This window comes from Candidatus Zixiibacteriota bacterium (assembly GCA_040756055.1).
GTDB lineage: Bacteria > Zixibacteria > MSB-5A5 > GN15 > FEB-12.
Map to the genome: position 1 here is coordinate 149,584 of JBFLZR010000002.1, position 18,309 is coordinate 167,892.

Sequence of the window (18,309 nt, forward strand, 5' to 3'; positions counted from 1 at the left end):
TCGTCGTCAGGCCTCCCTTCGAGGCCGAAAACCGGATGGCTATGCTAATCAGTTTTCAATGGCAGTTGTATCAATGGCTTAGGTATAGTGGTGAGGAGTAATCTAAAGTCGTGTGTCCCCAACCTCTTGAGTCCCAATTCATCCAACCTACAACAGTTACTTCGCCATCTCAGTTACATTATAGAAAAGGCAAATTTGGTGAAATCCCGCCCCAAAGTCAAGCGATTTTTTGGTCTGCCACAAGCCTTTCCTATCACTGTAATAGACTTGTGGTAAATCACTTCTGTTTAAAAATATCCCGGCGGTCCAGATTATTTTTTCGCACCCGAGCCACACCGCTGTCAACCCGACGCACCTCTTTTTCGGACAACTCGCATTCGACGAATTCAAGCCCCACAGATTTCCGAAACGACTCGACGAACCTGCGTGAGCAGTCGTCAAACTGCCCGACCGTGAGAGCCTTTAGGTTATTTATATTATTAGACTTAACATGCGCCGCGGACAGCGCCGGATGCGAGGCCACCCCCGAAATCTTTATGGAACCATGCTGAAAAATGGCATCCCCGATTTTTCGCTGAGCCGACGCGACAACTTTGCTCGCGTCCACACCCCGCACAATTTCGTGTCGGGAATTCGAGGCAAAGCAGGGCGCAGTGTGAAAAAAATCACGACCGACCGAAACCGTCGAACTCCGGCTCTCATACTGCGACTCGATCCCCAGACTCTCCAGAAACGAAACCAGCACAGTCGCAATTGTTCTCGACGCCTTCGCGATGGAAACACCCGCGTCGAAACCGGGGATATTAACGTCATTTACCGCAATCGAGTACGTCAGCTCCGATGGCTCATGGTAAAGAGCTCGCCCCCCTGTAATGCGCCTTATTATAGGTGTCGCCCCGACTTTGCTTTTATCCAGAGCCCTGTCCCAGCGCTGATTACAACCAAAGGTAATCGCCCCCTCGCTCCAGGAGTAAAGACGAAGAATAATTGAGCCGGGATGATTGAGGACTTCCGAAAACATCCATTCATCGAATGCCATATTTCTAAATGGATCCCACGCGAAATGCCTGTAGAAGCGATGTCTGACCACGGCCAAATCTAATCAAAGGGGACCATAATGTAAAGCGGCTCAAAACAAATCTGACCACTTCGACAAGAACGCTACAACGCGGCAGATATGATGGGAAATTCAGCGGATGAGGATCAGCCGATGCAAACCCCTAGGAACTAACGTCGAGATTCCGAAGGTCGATGTTGTATTGCTTGATCTTCAGCCTGAGCGTCGATTCCGGAATATTCAAAAGCTCAGCGGCGTGCTTTTTGACGCCTCTTTTCTCTCTAAGCGCCTTAATGATAAACCGCTTCTCGTGATACGCCAGATAATCGTAGAGAGAATAATTGGAGTCAAAAACGATATCGTCGGACTTCTCCACTTCCCTGGCTTTTTCCGTTCTTATCGCCCGGCCGGAACTGAGCACCTTGCCCGAAAGAAACTCAGGGGTGATGACGCCGGAATTACCAGCCAACAGTACCAGCTTTTTCACCTCGTTTTCGAGCTCGCGAATATTGCCCGGCCAGTCATATTCGAACATGAGTTTCAGCAGATCAGGCGATATTTTCTTGCCGGAATCGCCGAGGAAGTGATCAATCAAAAGAGGAATATCGTCGCGTCGCTCACGCAGTGACGGCAGCCGGAACGTCAGAGCCGAAAGACGATAATACAAGTCCTGACGGAACAGCCCCTGCGACATCAACTCCTTGAGGTCCTTATTGGTGGCCGATACTATCCTCACATCAACCTGCCTGGGAGTCGTCTCCCCGAGCCTGACCAGCTCTTTGGCCTCGAGAACCCGGAGCACCTTGGCCTGAATATTCAAAGGCATATCGCCTATCTCATCGAGGAAAAAGGTTCCGCCGTCAGCTTCCTCGAACAAGCCGGCCTTATCGCGGTCGGCGCCGGTGAAAGCGCCGCGCTTATAGCCGAATAACTCCGACTCCAGCAAAGTCTCCGGAAGCGCCGCGCAGTTGACCGAAATAAACCGCCGGTCGGCTCGCTCGGAGTTATAATGAATCGCTCTGACCAAAAGGTCCTTGCCGCAGCCGGTCTCACCTTCGATTGATATCGATATATTCGAGTTCACCACCTGCTGAACCTGATTCAGCAGCTCCAGCATCTCACTGTTTCGAGTGATTATGTTCGGAAAGGCGGCTTTTTCGCGAAGCTGACTCTTCAGGCGGAGGTTATCCTCCATAAGCTTGTTTTTCTGAATCTCCGCCCACTTGAAAGCAATAAGATTGGAAAAGCCCACCGCGAAATTCAACTCGGACTGACCAAATGGATTGAGCCCGTTATCCCGGCTCAGCTTATCAACATACAAATAGCTGGGCGAATTGTCGCTCATCCTGAAAGGCACCACCACAACACTGGCGACATTGTCCACCGAACCGGCTACCAGATCATTAATAAAAGGATCCCGGCGACAGTCGAGAATCAACGTTGGCTTCGATCGTGAAATCTCCTCGCCCAGAAGACTCTCGAAGCCTTCCTGGAATTTCTTCATCTGGTGGCTGCTCAAAGGCAGAGTAGCCTCGACCGGAGATGTATCAAAATCGGGGGAATAAACGATTGCCCTGTCTCCACCGGTGCGCTTCAGCAGAACCTCAAGTATCTCCTCGATCCGGCTCGCTTTGATACTGGAAAGCTCAGATGACGAAATCAGGTTGCCGAAAATTTGAAATTCATTGTCCTGCGAAAGCGACAACGCCACCGCCTGATCACTCAGGGACTTGAGGAATTTATTTAGAGACTTAACCTTGGTTTTCTCATTGAGCGCCGCGAACGCCTTTTCAGCCCGGCTGAGCTGGGAAAAACCACTCGAGAGATCGCCCGACTGACAGGCAAAAACTCCGGCGCGAAAATCGGTCTCGGCTATCCAGTAGTCCAGCCCCAACTCTCTGAACAGACGACGAGCCTTGTCAAAAATGCTCCTGATCTTCTCAACCTTGCCGGGGCGCGCCTTTGTTTTGATATCCGCCTGCACCAGCAACGTGCGAGCCGTAACGAGCGGGTCATTGACCTCCTCCAGTATTTCCACGGCCTGATTTATGTGCTCAACCGCCTCCTCCATATCCCCCTTGGCGGCAAAGGATTCAGCTATGACTCTGTGTGACAACCCCACCTCAGCCTTCTCACCGACTTTCAGGGAAATCTCAAGCGCCTTCTGACCATACTTCATCGCCTCGTCAACGTTGTCCAAGGCCAACTCAACTTCGGCAAGCAACCTGGCCGACTGAGATACCAGTGAAGACTCGGGGGCAAGCAACAAACCTTTTTCGTAAGCACTGCTCAGAATCGATTTTGCCTTGAAATTATCACCCTTTTCGAGCGAGAGCTCACCGGCATATTCGAGATAAATAACCTTCTCACGCTTGAGCTCCAGACGACTGATTATCTCGAGAGCCTGATCAAACCACCGCTGCGCGAGAATGAACCGGCGACGACGGAGCTGCAGATAACCCAAGGTCAGATGAAGACCAGCGGCTGCAATCTCATTTCCGTGCTCGGTGAAATACGCAAGAGCTTGTGACAATTCTTGCTCAGCCTGATCCCAATGATATGTGTGGGTTCGCAAACGTCCAATGTTAGCGTTCAGGACAGCTGTCTGTTCAGCACTCTCGCCAACCAGCTTGGCGGCGTCCTCAAGAAATCCCACTGCATCAACGTAATTACAGCGAATGTAAGCTACCCTAGCAAGAAAATTCAGGGCATCAGCCTGACCGGCGATATCATTGCCTCGCCGGAAAAATGCCAGAGCATCCCGACCGCGCAGTTCCGCATTCTTCATGTCACCTACACCAGCATAGGCACCAGAGAGAACGAGCTGCACGCGACCGTATCTCTCGTTGAATGGGAAGTGCGCTAAAAGCTTGGCCGCCCGAAGACCGTCTTCAAGGGCCAACCTGTAACTGCCCTCATAGCGGCGAGTATCTGCGCGAAGAGCCAAAAACAGACCGAGTTCATGATCTCTGTCTTGAAAGTCCGACTCTGTCAGCGCTCTTAAATCCCGCACAACCTCACGGTAATTGCGTTGACGAATCAACTCTTCGGCGGCGAGCAGGCGGTTATCAATAGACAGCTTTGGTGAGGAGGAATCCATCTTCTATTGCTTACTAATTAATGTTGTCGGTAATGTGCTTACTTCTTTTACATTCTGCTCAGACTTATTTTCTAGCCTCAAGAATACGAGTGACAGAGACATCAGTGTCATTCGTAGCTGCTGCTTTCACCAACTCATGCTCGACGTACCAGTCTATAATCCACAGGTTGATATTGGCGGTAATGACATTAATTGTGTTACCATTGGTGAACACATCTTGTCTTGTAAACCTGTTGAATACATCCTGGGCGCCCTTCTTGCCGCCGCCCATATCCTCATCCTTGCCATACATCGGGGCCTCTTCGGTCCAAGGATGTTCAGCGTACGCTGGCGCAATAAAGACCAACATGGTAATCAGTAACAGCAGCGAAAGTCCGAGTAACCTAAGCCTTTTCATAGCCATTACTCCTAGTTTATCTATACGATATTCTTTTGTTCGATATTCTGATTGGCGCATATTTAAGGTCCTACTTGAAAAGACTATGCTGTGAGCCATTTTATTTTAACTAATTTTACCTAAAAGTCAAGCGTTATCTGCTGCGACGCACAAACTGAGCCGTAAGGATCACAACGACATACAGTTAGCACAAGATGACGACTGGCTGCGATCTTAACACCGAAACAGCCAGTCAACCATCCGCGATTTCCTGACCGAAATAGCTTGCCTCGGGCAGTTGGCAAGACCAGCCCAACAATTGATGCATAAATCTCTCTTTATGACCAACCGACTAGTCCCATCATCAAACCGCAACGCTCTGGTAGGACAAAATTTAACACAAATTCCGCAATTGTCGCAAGAGAACTCATCGACGTCCGAACGCATCCACACATAAGGCTCGGAAACCGCCATTTTCAGACCGGGAATAAAACCACTGAAAATCGACCCTCTGTCAGAACCGGTGTTCGCTCTCACCGACTCCACTGACTCGCCCTCAACCCTGATACCCTCCATCCAGCCAATCCCCAGCCCGGCATCCGCGGCGAATCGCGTGGTATAAATCCTGTGCGGATCACAACTCAGTATATCGCCCAATACAGTATCCACAGCTACCGCATCGCAGGCCCCAATCAAAAAGCCGCCGCCCGCCACCTTCCCGTTACCATTGGTGAGTTCCAGAGCATCGACAATGTTAATAGCCGGTCTGACCGCCGAGAACACATCAACCAGAATCCTTGCCACCGACTTTGGGCTGGCGGCTTTCTTGAGCAGCAATCCCTTTTGGAAGCCGGGCAAAACACCTATCATATTTCTAATTGCCCCGGCAAATCCGGTCCATGGATCCCGTTTCAATCGCGGAATATTTATCACCACTTCTGCGTCCAGTGCGGCTCTCGATACATAATAAACGCGCGTCTCAACAGCGACAGCCTCACTGCCGGCCTGCTCGAAACTGACCAATTCCACACCCTCCCGGACGGCCAATTCTTCCAGACCGGTTCGCTGCCAGAAATCAGCCATCCCCTTGCCGAGGACAAACGGCGAGTCGCCCACAAAGACATGCCCGCCAAGTTTTCTAACGCGTCTGGCAACCGCGGCAATCAACTCAAGATGTGTGGTGGAGGTGTTCCCCGACGGATAACCCAGCATCAGGTCCGGCTTTATCAGGACCCTGGCTCCGTTCAAGTGAAGATCCGATGCTTCGCCGCTCAATCCAATCAGCCAGTCGACAACTGCCTCAAGTTGCTGCGGTGACGACCGGTCGGTCTGCCTGATACCTACGGTGGGAACGAGATGCTTATCCATATCAAACAAAATACGCTGACAGGGAATAATCGCGTTGGAACGATTTTCATACCGACGTCGGTCTTCCGCCAACGCGGCTCTAACCAAAACTTGCTGCGCTAATGATCACAATGTTCTCTGAAGCAGCCGCTCAATGGCCTGAGCCACCATTTCAACCGTGATACCGGTCATACATTGCATGTGATGTTGCTGCTTCAAGGGACACTTGTTTTTGACACAACTGATGCAGTCCAGATTATCCAGATACAGCAGTTCCTTCACGTGCGCCATTGGCGAGGTCGACTTCGGGTCATCCGCCCCCGATAAAACCACCACGGGAATACCCACCGCCGCCGCGAGATGGGCCGGTCCGGAGTCATTGCCCACGAAAAACCGAGCCCGCGATAGAATCGATGCCACTTCGCGGATAGTCGTCTTGCCGGCAAGGTTCTTAACTTCCTTGGTCCCGGCCGCCTGGGCAATTGTGTCGCCCGTCTTACGGTCGTCCTCGCTTCCGATCAGGACAACCTTGAATTTGTAGCCTGCCACCAATCGCTTGATCAGTCCGATATAATTGTCGGCCCCCCATCGACGCGACTCGGCAACCGCACGAAAAGCAACGACGGCATACTCCTCCCCCTCGCCGATCCCGAAACCTTCAAGCAAACTGACCGCGCCGGCCACATCATCATCGTTCAGAAAGAGTTTCGGATGAACGTACTCCAGATCCACCCCGGCTCCACGCCGCAGCAAATTGAAATACAACTCACTGCGATGCTCGTCGTTGAGCGGACTGGGCAGAGTCAGCGGTTTGGTAAGAAGCAGCCGCCGCCCGTCAGCGATATAGCCGATTCTCTCCTTCACACCGGCCAATTTAAAGCCCGCGGCCGCCCCAAACGACGGCGGTAGAATATATCCGATGTCATACTCGCCTGAAGCAACCAGATCCTTGATCTTCATGACGGCTATGAGACCGTGGACATGCTCTTTGGGAAGTGTGATTACATGGTCTATTGCCGGATTCGGATGAAACAGTTCGACCAAATTCTCGGGAACCAGCACCGTCACCTCTGACCCTGGATGAGCCTCGCGGGTTTCGTTGACCATCGGCAACGCCATGATACAGTCACCGAGATGATTCGGCGTACGTATGAGTATCTTACCGGACATCAGCTTGCGTACTTGCTTTCGATATCGATTTTTATCGTAAGATAGTTCTTCAACTCTTCAAGATACTTGTTTTGAGCTTCAAGGTAAAACACTTTAGAATCCAAATACTCAGGTTTCGAGATCTGACCGTCATCCAAGCGATACTGCGCAATCTCGAGCTTATTCTGGGCGATTTCAATTTGTTTTTTCATCACCGAGAGCTTGCGGTAGCTGACATCGAGCCTGTTGATCAGGGCCACCAGTTCCGCCCGGGCCGATTTTCGCACCCGCTGATACTCCAACTCCGATTTTTGCGCCGTTATCCGCGCCGCCTTGATAGCGGCGCCTGTAGAACCACCATCCCACAGCGGAAGCGTGAAATTCACCGCCAGCTGCCAGCTATCGGTATTGTTGTCCGTGGTCACGCCCTCTACCTCAACGTCTCCTCGTCCCAGAGAATAGCTGGCCTCGAACGTCCCCCCCAGCCCGTGTGATGAAGCTGTGTAGTCCGCGGCCCGCTTCGCCTTCTTATATTCATACCAGGCTTTCCTGATCGGCACCGACTCCTCCCAGGCATTCACGAAAAATTTCTTCTGAGCGTCCGTCATATGCTCCGGAATCTCAGGAACCGACGTGTTTATGTCTTCGGTGAGATCAAAATCCAAAAGCAGGGCCAACTCGCGGTGCTTTTCTATCTGCTGGTTCTCCGTGTCGAACACCGCCAGTTCCGCGTCAAGTCGCGACGACGTGGACTCCAGCCAGGCTTCCTCGGATAACACGCCATCGGCGAATTTCATAGAATCGATTTCAGCCTTCAATCTCGCCGACTCTGCCTTGTCATTCGATATTTCAATGCTCAGTTCGGTTTCAAGCACACCGAAATAGGCTCCCGAGACTTCCTTTTTCAGACTCGCTGTCTCCTCCACTTTCGCCATCCTGGCAATCTCGAGATCGTCACGCTTATTATTGAGCTGATTCTTCGGCTCCGAAGGCTTCAACAGCGGCTGCTGAAAAGTGAAATCGAAAACCCCCTGGTTGCTCGTCTCGGTGACATATTCGCCAAAAAGCGGATACTCACTCCTGCGGTTCCACAGGTTGCCCAGCATCGTCAGATTTCCGCCGGTTATCAGACTCTGCTTCAGTTCTATATTGGTTCTCAGGTCACGATCCGTCGTGCGAATAAGCTGTTTCTCGTCAAGTCCGCCAAAGAAACGAAACGACTCGCTGACATTATAGACAGGCAGATTGCCGTTTAAGGAAATCTCCGGGATATAAAAATTGATCTTCTCGGCAAAGTAATTCTGCTCGGCCACCTCAAGGTCACCGTCGATTATTTCGCCCCTGCTGGACCGCTCCAGAGCTATCTGCATAGCATCCTTTAGAGTCAAGTCGATGCCCTGGACGCGCACGGGCATCAGCGTACCAGTCAAAAGAAATATAAACAACAGTATATATAGTGAGCGGTATCGTATGTTGATATTAATCATAACCTCTCCATACTCAAAAGAAATCAACGGAACTTGTCTACTCATATCTGAGGGCGTCAATTACATCGAGCTTGGCCGCCTGATTCGCCGGATAGATGCCGAAGACTATGCCAACCGCCGTCGACACGCCAACCGCCAGCACGATCGAATACCACGATACTATCGTCGGCCAGTCGGCATAAAAAGAAATAACCCGGGCGAGAACCAGCCCCATAATAATGCCTGCCACACACCCGATCAGACAAATGGTAACCGCCTCTATCAGAAACTGGCGCAAAATGTCGGCGCGCGTGGCGCCCACCGCCCGACGGACACCTATTTCCCGGGTACGCTCCAGAACCGTGGCCAGCATAATGTTCATAATCCCTATGCCACCGACTATAAGCGATATGCCCGCAATGGCCCCCATCACAATATTGAAAATCTGCTGCGTTTTCTGTGACTGCCGAAGCAGCGATTCGGGAACCACTATCTCGTAATCATCAACTCCGAAATGACGGCGACTCAGCATCCTGTCAACGAGCTTCGTCACCGCCGGAACATACTTCAAGTCCGTGACCGTAACGGTAAGCTGGTCGATCTCCGGGGTGTTGTACTTCTGTTCCTCTTCTTCTTGCCCTTGCCAGTGGTTACGCTCGGTCGCTTCGGGAACCCTGTCAAACTTCTTTACGGCCGTGTTAAAGGGAATATAGACATCCTCATTCAGGTTTTTCAACTCAAACCCTTCCACTTTGCCGCGACCGATATACTTATCCATCATCACGCCAACAACGGCAAAATTCAGATCGCCGATACGAACGATTTTGCCGATCGGGTCCTCGAAGGCAAACAGCGCGCGCTTCGCCTTGGACCCCAGAACACAGACATTGGCGAAAGTCTCATTGTCAATATCCGTTATGAATCGACCACGCTCGACTTCAATTGATGATGCGTAGATATACGAAGGCAATGTGGCTACGACGCGAGCCGATGTTTCCTCGGAGCCGTTATAAACCGATGTAACCGCTTCAAAACGCTGCGGCACCACCCGCGCCACCATGTCGGTGAACTGAGCGATATTATTGCCATCGACCAGCGATAACCCGGGCGATCGCGCCAGACCTCTGTCCGATGAGAGCCCCTCGTCCGGTATCTTGGCCTTTATAATCACATTGTTAATACCGAGGATGGATATCTGTTCGAGCGCTTCCTGCTTGGCTCCCTCGCCGATAGAAAGCATGGCAATAACCGCCCCAACACCGAAAATCACCCCGAGCATGGTCAGGAAGGTACGAAGCTTGTGAGCCGCGAGAGCGTCAAAAGCAATCTGAATTATACGCCGGTCAACCATCACCAATCCGAACTCTATCGCCCGCTGGGCGGGGGCGGCGGTTGAGATGTAACGTCTCGGTTCAATTCCGGCTCAGTAGCCTCCTCCCCCGGCAAGCCCGGCTCATCGAGAGTCGGGTCAATCAGGCAGATCTCTTCCCCTCCATCCAGTCCTTCCGCAATCTCGATCTGCATGTCATTCTTCTGACCAACCTTGACCTGCCGCTTATCCTTATTGGCAAGATACACAACCGTCTGACCTTCTTTCTCGAACACCGCCTCAATCGGAACGTGCACCACGTCGGGTATCTTGTCGACGATGATTTCCACGGCAGCCGACATTCCCGGCTTAAGATCGTCATCGTGGTCAAGAATCTTCACTTCAACATCAAACACATTAATCTTGCTGTTATAATCCTTCCGGCGGGCCAGCGTCCCCTTCTTGGTCACCTTTCCCCTGTAAGTGATATTCGGAAAAGCATCGAGCACGACATTCACTAGCTGTCCGGTGTCCACCTTGTTGGCGTCAACCTCGGAGACTGTCGTCTCAACCATCATCTCGGAAAGATCCGGAAGATTTATCAGTCCCATGCCGGGCCAGGGGGAATCCCCTTCCTGCACTTTGCTCATCGAACCGCCTTTCCAGATCTCGAGATAGACCACCAGGCCCGGAATCGGAGCGTTGATAGTCATCTGGGCCAGTTCTTTGCGGGCCAAATCCACCTTGTCGCTGGCTCGCTGCACTTCCACCTCGGCCTTTTCGACATCGGCCTTCAACTGTTCCAGTTTGGCGTCAAAATTCAACTTGGCCAGCTCGAATTCCAACCGCGCTTCTTCGGCAACCCGCGGGGCCTCATGCTTTTTCTCGTCATAATTGCGCTTGGATTTTTCCAGGTCCAGCTGAAGTTGCTTTTCCTGAATTGTGTACTCCTGGCGCGCCCGCTCAAGGGCTGATTTGTTAATCTTCAACGTCGATTCGAAATCCGCCAGGTCGGCAATCTGTTGCGAAGCATCGAATTTAATTACCGGGTCACCTTCCTTCACCGTACTGCCCTCGGGAGCCAGCCACGTAATCTGAAGTCCGCGCACTCGCGGCGCCGAAAGCGTCATTGCCCGCGTAGCATCAACCGTCCCATTCTCATTGAGGGAAATAAGAAACTCGCCACGCTGCACCTTGGCCGTAGGAATGTCGTATGTTTTGGTGAATATGGCGTTGACGCCGTAGTAGCCGATCAGGATCAGCGCCAGAACTATCGCGATATAGTATATTTTTCTCACATCATCCTTTCTCGAGCCTGTTTGATTCACAGGTGCCACTCATCGTCTCCCGCTTCAAATATAATCTATTTTACTGATTTTCCGTCATAAAGTTGCGGGCGGACTTATCAGATTTTCCACCGCTTGTGAGTCCACATCCACTGATCGGGATACTTACTTATTGTCGTCTCCCAGAAACGCAGGTATCTTTTCGTGATGTGGACCATATTCTCCTGCTCATCCCCGCCTTCCGGCGCGTAAATCGGCTCACCGGCTATTACGACATGACGGTCAAATTGCTCGCGCACCAGCAACAGCGGCAGAATGGCACATCCGGTCCTTATAGCCAGTTGAGCCGGCCCCGAAGCCACTGCCGCCTTGCGACCGAAAAAATCCAGTTCCAGGTTGCGGGCCGGCGCGTGCTGGTCGGCGGCAAAACCCAAAAAGTGATTTGCCTTCAGAGCCTTGTACATTTGACGCATCGACGAAGTGGTTACCTCGATGATTCCGCTGCCCATCTCCTTGCGGCACCCGTTGATGAGGTCATGCATCTTTCGGTTGTGCTGCACTCCCACAACGAGATCCATGTCATATCCCAGCGTTGTTACCCAGGCGCCCAGCATCTCCCAGTTGCCAAAGTGAGCCGTCAATATGATTCCGCCTTTGCGGCGCTCATGCGCCTGTCTTATGTAATCTTCCCCGGCGCCGACAACTATCTTCCTGAGGCCATCCTGCTTGAGCTTGCCAAAACGCGCCGTTTCGATAAAACTGCGTGAGACATTCTGAAACACTTTTCGCACGATAACATCGATATCCCCATCGCCGAGACTGCCGCCAAGAGCGCGCTTGATATTATCGAACGCCACTCGCCGCCGCGAGGCAAGTATCCGGTAGGCGAGATTTCCGATTGCGACCGCGAATAGATCCGCCTGTCTCGCTGACAATAAACTCACCAGTCCAAACCCGGCTCTCGCAGCCAAATACTCAAGGTCGTGCTTCAGGCTCGCCATGGCTCGTCATCATCCTCAACTTCTTCGGGATTATCCGGGTCACCCCAGTCAAAATCGGTTGATTCGAATTTCTCCTGCCGTTCCCACTTGCGGTAATACTGCCGTTTTTTACGCCAACGCAGAAAAGCCGCAATTATGACAATCACCGCCAGGGCTATCCAGAAAAAAACCGTGTCCATGAACAAACTCGCTACGTTAAATCGGCCGTTCAAATGCGCCCTGAAATCCGCCTCAAACTCCGCCTCGGTCGAACCGGTCGCGAGGTACAGCGCCTCGGCGCCATCGGATCCCGAAGCCAGGGCCCCAAGAAAGACATTAAGCGAATTTTCACCGTAATTATCAAGCAGATATCTCACCGCCAGGTAGGCCTCAGCGTATGCCACATGAGCCTTGCTTTCATTGAACCTGTTCACCTCGTCAATGCCTGCCAGAGAGATAAGCTGCCCGAAGACTGCCGCTTTGCTCATGGCCAGATTATCCGACCAGCTCCACTCCATTGAAACAAACATCGCTATCCCCTCATCGAACCAGCGGGGCGGCGTACCCAAACCGCTGGCCTGGGCCACCACGAGATGGCTGTATTCGTGCGCCAACAACTCATCGAGCGGACGGCTCACATTGAATTTGTCAACCGCCTTGATCGCGATCAGCCTTCTCTCGGGGAATGCCCCGGCCGCGCCCCAGTCAGGAAATTTTCCCCCGAGCAGCTGCTGGAAACGGGCAAGATCATCAACGATGTATATCGCGGGCTTGTAGGAAAGGGTGTCCCCCGTCAAACGATATAACTTCTGACGTACCTGCGGGAGCACTCTGTCGGCAACAGTCACATACCGCGAATTATCGAAATAATACACGAAATGTTCCCGTTCGAGCGGCTCAGCCGAAAACGCCGCCGCCAACGGAAACACGGTATAAAAGAAAACGAAAGTGAAAGCGAGCCGGGCCTGTCTCACAATCGAAAGATAGCCAAATCCGGTCCTAAGGCAAGTGCCGCCTGCAACGAGAACTAATCCACGCCAAAAAGTATTGAACCCCGCTGATTGGGGCGTTGTTATTGACAAAGGCATGTTTTTTGCCAATTATAGCGATTATTGAATACCTTAATTGACAGGAGAAGACATGAACATTTTTGAGTACGCCATGAAAATGGAGCTTGATGGCAAGCAGTACTATGAGGAAAGCGCCGCCAAAGTTGGCAACCCGGAGTTGAAACGCATTCTTATGGAACTCGCCGGCGATGAAGAAAAACACTATATGATATTCAGGGCTCTGCGCGACGGACTTCCCACCCAGTATGAAGAAGCTAAAAAGACAAAAATCCTCGCTGAAGTCAAAAACGTCTTTGAAGCACTGAAAGCGCAGAATAAGGATTTCGAGTTTCCCAGAGAAGCTCAACGGGTCTGGGAACATGCTCGCAAGATCGAAAAGGAATCGGAAACTTTCTATCGCGAAAAAGCCAAAGAAGTTAAAGACGCCAACCAGAAGAATATTCTAAGTCGAATCGCCGACGAAGAATACAAACACTGGGTGACGATGGAAAACGTCATCAAATTTCTCGACCGCCCAAACCACTGGCTCGAAGACGCCGAGTGGAGCCATCTCGAAGACTATTAATAGACAATGGGATGCCGCCTTTAGCGGCATCCCATCTACCCCCTGCAGGTTCACAGCACATTCTCTATTCTCGACTACAAACCCGCCATCATCTTCTTCGCTTTGTGCGTCGCAAACGCCTGGTTGAGACTGTTCAGGGCATTGAAGTTGGTGGTCATCTGACACATCTCTTTGGCCTTCGCCTTGTCTCCCTGCCCCTGATACACCGCCGCCATCCTGAAGATATTCTGCGGGTTCTGCTGGTTGGACTTTAACAAATTGGCATGTGCCGTCTTATAATCCTTCTGCTCCATCGCTATCATACCTTGAAGCTCATGAGCCAACCTTATCTCGTTGGAATTATTGATCTTAGTGGCTGCCGCGAGATACTGCTCCGCCTTGGTTCCGGCCGTAGCCAAATCACCTCGCATTACCGCCACCCGACCCTCGTTATATAGATTGTTGCGCCTGGTAGCTTCCTTGACATCCTCGTCCAGATTGGACTCGTTGATCACCGTTACGGACTTCGTGAAGTGTGTCAGGGCCTTGTCATACTGCCCATCTTCGAGCAAAATATTACCCATAGTTACCAGGTCGCCCGACATAGACGCATGATCATTATTCTTCTGTGCGATGGTGTACATCTTGTTGATCTCATCGAGAGCCGCCATCATGTTTCCTTCGTTAACATGCGACACTGCGGTGGCGAACAACGAAGCACGGCGTTGTCCGTCATCTGTGGCATTGGCGTACATTGTCTGCAGCTGATCGCGAGCCTCCTTGTACTTACCCATGTAGTTGAGGTTGGTGGCAATGCCGATGTGAGAGGCCGCGAAGGTGGGATTGAGCTTGAGCGCCTTACGATAGTTCTCGATCGACTCCTGATAACGACCCATTTTCATTAGAAGTTCCGCATATGAATCGTACGGATTCGGATCGTCCGGAATCAACGAAATGTAGGTCTGAAACGCTTTTTCGGCTTCATCATACTTCTCCAAAGTCCGGTAGGCATAACCCATCTGGTTGTATGCCTGTGAGAAATCAGGATTGATCTTGGTAACCGTTTTATACTCCTTAATCGCCTCATCCCACTCCTGTTGTCCAAAGTGGTTTGTTCCCAGCAAGTTATGGGCCCGTTCGTCATTCGGATACATCCCGACGAGTTTCGTATAAATCTCTCTTTGTTTCATCGGATTCGCGCCGGCGCCTGCCTGGCTGCCAAGAATCATCAGCTTCTCACCCTCCGATACCTTGTCCGTAAGAGCGAGGGCTTTATCAAGATGCTCGAAAAAACCCCTGGCCGTTGGCTGCACCTGAGCCAGCAGAAGATGCGCGAGGGCGAAATCCGGGTCCTCCGCTACAGCCTTCTCAAACCATGTCCGGGCTTCCGGAGCGCGGAGACGTTCCGCCAGATCGCGACCTTTGAGGAAATACTCCATGGCCTGCTTCGACGATGTCGTAATCGGGATCTTCCCCTCCATTGTCGTTTTCCCCTCCATACTCATCTTACCTTCAGTACCGGTCATCTGGGCCGTGACAACCGGGGTCATCAGCATGGCGCACAACGCAAATACCAGCGCCAGCCGAATTAAACTGCTGTTTTTCATCTGAGACATCCTTTCCTATACGTGGATTTGTTTGACAGAAAAAATCCAATTCATTGTTCACCAGTCGAAGTCAGGACAAACAATTGCCTAACACCGAAAAGTCTCTAATAAACTCTCGGTTCGAGAGGAACAATTGGTAGCGCCGGCCAATTAGACGGCATGCCCCCGTTTTTCTCTATCTGCTCCCAGTGACGGCCCGGAAATGTCAATTGGTGGGACACCCGTTTGAAGGTGCTGGATTAGCCTCAATTGCCTGAGGTAATACTCGCTTAAGGATACGCCCCTTTGCTGAGCGGTAACCCTTGAAACATCATCACTGCTGCCTGCGTCGGACTGGTCCGGCGGACCAATCAAACTTAGCCGCTTGTACAGTTCTCTCCACATACTCTACAATAAAAGTTAGCCTACAGGGAAGATTCTCTACCCCCGTCCCTGTAATCTATATTACGTGATGAATGCCCTAAGATTGGAATATTTATCCACAATTAACTGCCCCCTCGCATGCCTGTCAACCCCTTTGACCCTATTACCTCAAAACATTCGAGCAATAACAAGTTAACTCGTTGGTAGAACATGCCATACGGTGAAAAATAAGAGTATTAGCCGGTCAGGCCAACCAGCTTTTTCAGATGAGAGATTTCCTCGGAAGTCAACTTTCGCCATTTACCGAGCTTGAGACCTCGAACCGTTATGCCCGCGAAATCTGTCCGTCTGAGCTTCACAACCGGATGCCCCACCGCCTTGCAAAGCTGCTTTACCTCCCGTTTGCGACCTTCGGTCAAAACGATCCGTATCCGGCTGATCCTGCCGGTGTGGCTCACGAGCTTAACCTGCCCCCTGCCAACAGCCCCATCCTCAAGCTCGATACCGCCTGCAATCCGGGCCGCGTCACTCTCGGTAAACTCCCCCTGCACCTTAACATCGTACATCTTCGGAACCTGATACCTGGGGTGGGCCAATCGGTAAGCCAGATCTCCGTCATTGGTAAGAAGTAAAACACCCTCGGTGTCAAAATCCAAACGACCAACCGGATAAACACGCGCGCCAAGATCTTCGAGAAAGTGCACTATGGTTTTGCGCCCGAACGGGTCAGCGAGAGTCGTCATGACATTGGGTGGTTTGTTGAGGACAACGTAGATAAGCTCTTCAACGGGATTGACCGACGTTCCGTCAACCGTCACCTCGTCGACCGCTTCATCAATAATCGTACCGACCTTATCGACTACGGCGCCGTTGACCGAGACGCGGCCCTCCGCTATCAGAGAATCAGCGCCTCGCCGTGAGGTAACTCCGCAGATTGAGAGATATTTATTAAGGCGAATCAACTTCCTATCCCGGCTCAACCAAGGTCCTCTGCGATTCACCCAATATCGACCGGCACTCCTGAAAACTGTACGACATCAAGTGGTATCGATGTCGATAATTACTCCGGCCTCCCCGCCGGACGGCGCCGATATTTCCGGCTCGCCGTCGTCAAGTTCCTGCTCATCCGGATCTTCCGTGATCTCCAGAACATTATCCGTCTCAGCAACGAGATCTTCGATGTTGATGCGCCGCGTCGCATCGAAAGTACCATCGGACATATCCAGGTTCGCGGCTTGTTTCCCGTGACCGTTGCCGTTGCCATTGCCGTTTCCATTGCCATTGCCATCGGCGTCGTCGATCTCAATCTCATCACTGCTGTCCGGCTCGGCAATGGCTACCAGCTGCTCGATTTCCGACATCTTGGGAAGATCATTGATACTGTTCAAACCGAAGAACTTCAGAAACTCCTCGGTGGTACCATACTGAAGCGGCTTGCCGACGCCTTCGGCACGGCCCTTGATAGTTATCATATTCTTCTCGACCAGATTGTGAATAACCCCGTCCGAAGCTACCCCGCGAATCTGCTCGATTTCAACCCTGGTCACCGGCTGGCGGTAGGCAATGATAGCCAGCGTCTCCAATGCCGCCCGCGTCAGTCGCATCTTGCGGGTTCGAGCGAACAGTTCTTCAACGTAACCGGTGAATTCCGGCACAATATAAATCTGGTAACCACCGGCTATCTCCCGGATGCGGAAAGAACAACCGCCCTCCAGATACCGGGTGTTAAGCTCCGCGACCGCTCTTCCCACTTTGGCCGGATTGAAACCATCGAGTACATCGGCAATCTTACGCGCCGGCAACGGCTCCGGGGAAGCCAGAAGCAGAGCTTCTATCGTCGAAAGCTGAAAACTGTTTTCCATCAATTATACTTCCAGTGTTTCTTTTATGGCTGTTATGTCAATCAGGTCGATATCGCGCTTGGCGGCGCTGAATTCCGGACCGCGGTAAACCCTAAGCTCGGCAAAAGGAACTGATTGATATACGGCAATCCGCCGTGAACGAACTAACTCCAACAGAGCGATAAACGTTACCACGGCGGCAATCTTGGTCGGAATATCCGTGAACAACTGCTGAAAAGTTGCGAACTCAACCGATTTCAAGTAGTTGACAACGTAGCGTATCCGGTCCTCAATATGGACTTCCTGGGTGACTACCTGATGTATGGTTTCCACCTTCTTAGTCGTCATCACATCGCGAAAAGCCGTCAGCAAATCATACAACGTCGTGACCGGTTCAAGGTCGACCCGCCCCTCAATCTTCTCCACCGCGCTCGGAGGGACATATTTCTGCTCCTCCACCAGCGCCCGATCTCTCAGTATATCGCCGGCTTCTTTGTACTTTTTGTACTCTATCAGCGCGGCAATCAATTCCTCGCGCGGATCGGCCTCGTCGGAATCCTCTTCATCCCGCGGCAGAAGCATACGCGTCTTTATGCGAATTAACGTGGCCGCCATCAGAATGAAATCACCGGCAATCTCGAGATTCAAATCGCGCATCATCTCGATATACCTGAGATACTGCTTCGTTATCCGGGCGATCGGTATGTCGTAGATATCGACTTCTTCCTTCTTAATCAGATACAATAGCAGGTCGAGCGGCCCCTGAAAAACCGCCAGGTCCACGCGATAATCATCAGATATATTTTCAAGCACG

General features: G+C 51.7%; 15 protein-coding genes. 1 reads left to right on the top strand and 14 read right to left on the bottom strand.

The genetic code is table 11. The annotated features are described in order from the left end of the window. Positions 1–277: 277 nt before the first annotated feature. The 10 genes from AB1483_04015 to AB1483_04060 form a co-directional block, all read right to left on the bottom strand. Positions 278–1,039, bottom strand: a complete 762-nt coding sequence (locus AB1483_04015) for a hypothetical protein (GenBank protein MEW6411623.1) — start codon at positions 1,037–1,039, stop codon at positions 278–280. 181 nt (positions 1,040–1,220) lie between these two features. After that, positions 1,221–4,157 carry a sigma 54-interacting transcriptional regulator gene (locus AB1483_04020; GenBank protein MEW6411624.1) on the bottom strand — a complete coding sequence of 979 codons (2,937 nt, stop codon included), beginning with the start codon at positions 4,155–4,157 and terminating at the stop codon, positions 1,221–1,223. Between the two features lie 64 nt (positions 4,158–4,221). Further along, entirely contained in the window at positions 4,222–4,554 is a 333-nt protein-coding gene (locus tag AB1483_04025) for a hypothetical protein (GenBank protein ID MEW6411625.1), read from the bottom strand. A 213-nt stretch (positions 4,555–4,767) separates the two neighbouring features. Next, positions 4,768–5,901, bottom strand: a complete 1,134-nt coding sequence (locus AB1483_04030) for a DUF362 domain-containing protein (protein MEW6411626.1) — start codon at positions 5,899–5,901, stop codon at positions 4,768–4,770. A 105-nt stretch (positions 5,902–6,006) separates the two neighbouring features. After that, complete coding sequence (gene waaF / locus AB1483_04035) at positions 6,007–7,050, bottom strand: lipopolysaccharide heptosyltransferase II (protein ID MEW6411627.1); 1,044 nt, start codon at positions 7,048–7,050, stop codon at positions 6,007–6,009. Further along, positions 7,050–8,516, bottom strand: coding sequence for a TolC family protein (locus AB1483_04040; GenBank protein ID MEW6411628.1), 1,467 nt, complete (start codon positions 8,514–8,516; stop codon positions 7,050–7,052). Before AB1483_04040 ends, waaF begins: the two co-directional genes overlap by 1 nt. Positions 8,517–8,553: 37 nt before the next feature. Further along, the gene (locus tag AB1483_04045) at positions 8,554–9,846 is read right to left on the bottom strand and encodes an ABC transporter permease (GenBank protein MEW6411629.1); all 1,293 of its coding nucleotides are present in this window, start codon (positions 9,844–9,846) and stop codon (positions 8,554–8,556) included. Positions 9,847–9,860: 14 nt separating this feature from the next. After that, complete coding sequence (locus AB1483_04050; GenBank protein MEW6411630.1) at positions 9,861–11,102, bottom strand: efflux RND transporter periplasmic adaptor subunit; 1,242 nt, start codon at positions 11,100–11,102, stop codon at positions 9,861–9,863. 107 nt (positions 11,103–11,209) lie between these two features. Next, complete coding sequence (locus tag AB1483_04055; GenBank protein ID MEW6411631.1) at positions 11,210–12,091, bottom strand: lysophospholipid acyltransferase family protein; 882 nt, start codon at positions 12,089–12,091, stop codon at positions 11,210–11,212. Next, entirely contained in the window at positions 12,079–13,044 is a 966-nt protein-coding gene (locus AB1483_04060; protein ID MEW6411632.1) for a peptidase MA family metallohydrolase, read from the bottom strand. Before AB1483_04060 ends, AB1483_04055 begins: the two co-directional genes overlap by 13 nt. A 166-nt stretch (positions 13,045–13,210) precedes the next feature. Here AB1483_04060 and AB1483_04065 point away from each other — a divergent pair, with 166 nt between their 5' ends. Beyond that, the gene (locus tag AB1483_04065; protein MEW6411633.1) at positions 13,211–13,705 is read left to right on the top strand and encodes a ferritin family protein; all 495 of its coding nucleotides are present in this window, start codon (positions 13,211–13,213) and stop codon (positions 13,703–13,705) included. A gap of 74 nt (positions 13,706–13,779) precedes the next feature. On the opposite strand, the gene AB1483_04070 is transcribed toward AB1483_04065, so the two are convergent. The 4 genes from AB1483_04070 to AB1483_04085 form a co-directional block, all read right to left on the bottom strand. Then, on the bottom strand, positions 13,780–15,291 hold the full coding sequence (locus AB1483_04070) for a tetratricopeptide repeat protein (GenBank protein MEW6411634.1): 1,512 nt from the start codon (positions 15,289–15,291) through the stop codon (positions 13,780–13,782). Positions 15,292–15,890: 599 nt separating this feature from the next. Continuing rightward, positions 15,891–16,616 (bottom strand): pseudouridine synthase, encoded by a 726-nt coding sequence (locus AB1483_04075; GenBank protein MEW6411635.1) that lies wholly within the window; start codon positions 16,614–16,616, stop codon positions 15,891–15,893. 75 nt (positions 16,617–16,691) lie between these two features. Further along, the gene (scpB, locus tag AB1483_04080) at positions 16,692–17,516 is read right to left on the bottom strand and encodes an SMC-Scp complex subunit ScpB (GenBank protein MEW6411636.1); all 825 of its coding nucleotides are present in this window, start codon (positions 17,514–17,516) and stop codon (positions 16,692–16,694) included. Between the two features lie 3 nt (positions 17,517–17,519). After that, positions 17,520–18,308, bottom strand: coding sequence for a segregation/condensation protein A (locus AB1483_04085; protein ID MEW6411637.1), 789 nt, complete (start codon positions 18,306–18,308; stop codon positions 17,520–17,522). Position 18,309: the final 1 nt, after the last annotated feature.

Excerpts from the sequence above, each read along its gene's own strand:
- AB1483_04030 (MEW6411626.1), bottom strand. The coding sequence starts at position 5,901 with ATGGATAAGCATCTCGTTCCCACCGTAGGTATCAGGCAGACCGACCGG.
- AB1483_04055 (MEW6411631.1), bottom strand. The coding sequence starts at position 12,091 with ATGGCGAGCCTGAAGCACGACCTTGAGTATTTGGCTGCGAGAGCCGGG.
- scpB (MEW6411636.1), bottom strand. The coding sequence starts at position 17,516 with ATGGAAAACAGTTTTCAGCTTTCGACGATAGAAGCTCTGCTTCTGGCT.
- AB1483_04025 (MEW6411625.1), bottom strand. The coding sequence starts at position 4,554 with ATGAAAAGGCTTAGGTTACTCGGACTTTCGCTGCTGTTACTGATTACC.
- AB1483_04015 (MEW6411623.1), bottom strand. The coding sequence starts at position 1,039 with ATGGCATTCGATGAATGGATGTTTTCGGAAGTCCTCAATCATCCCGGC.
- AB1483_04065 (MEW6411633.1), top strand. The coding sequence starts at position 13,211 with ATGAACATTTTTGAGTACGCCATGAAAATGGAGCTTGATGGCAAGCAG.
- AB1483_04020 (MEW6411624.1), bottom strand. The coding sequence starts at position 4,157 with ATGGATTCCTCCTCACCAAAGCTGTCTATTGATAACCGCCTGCTCGCC.
- AB1483_04040 (MEW6411628.1), bottom strand. The coding sequence starts at position 8,516 with ATGATTAATATCAACATACGATACCGCTCACTATATATACTGTTGTTT.
- AB1483_04070 (MEW6411634.1), bottom strand. The coding sequence starts at position 15,291 with ATGAAAAACAGCAGTTTAATTCGGCTGGCGCTGGTATTTGCGTTGTGC.
- waaF (MEW6411627.1), bottom strand. The coding sequence starts at position 7,050 with ATGTCCGGTAAGATACTCATACGTACGCCGAATCATCTCGGTGACTGT.
- AB1483_04045 (MEW6411629.1), bottom strand. The coding sequence starts at position 9,846 with ATGGTTGACCGGCGTATAATTCAGATTGCTTTTGACGCTCTCGCGGCT.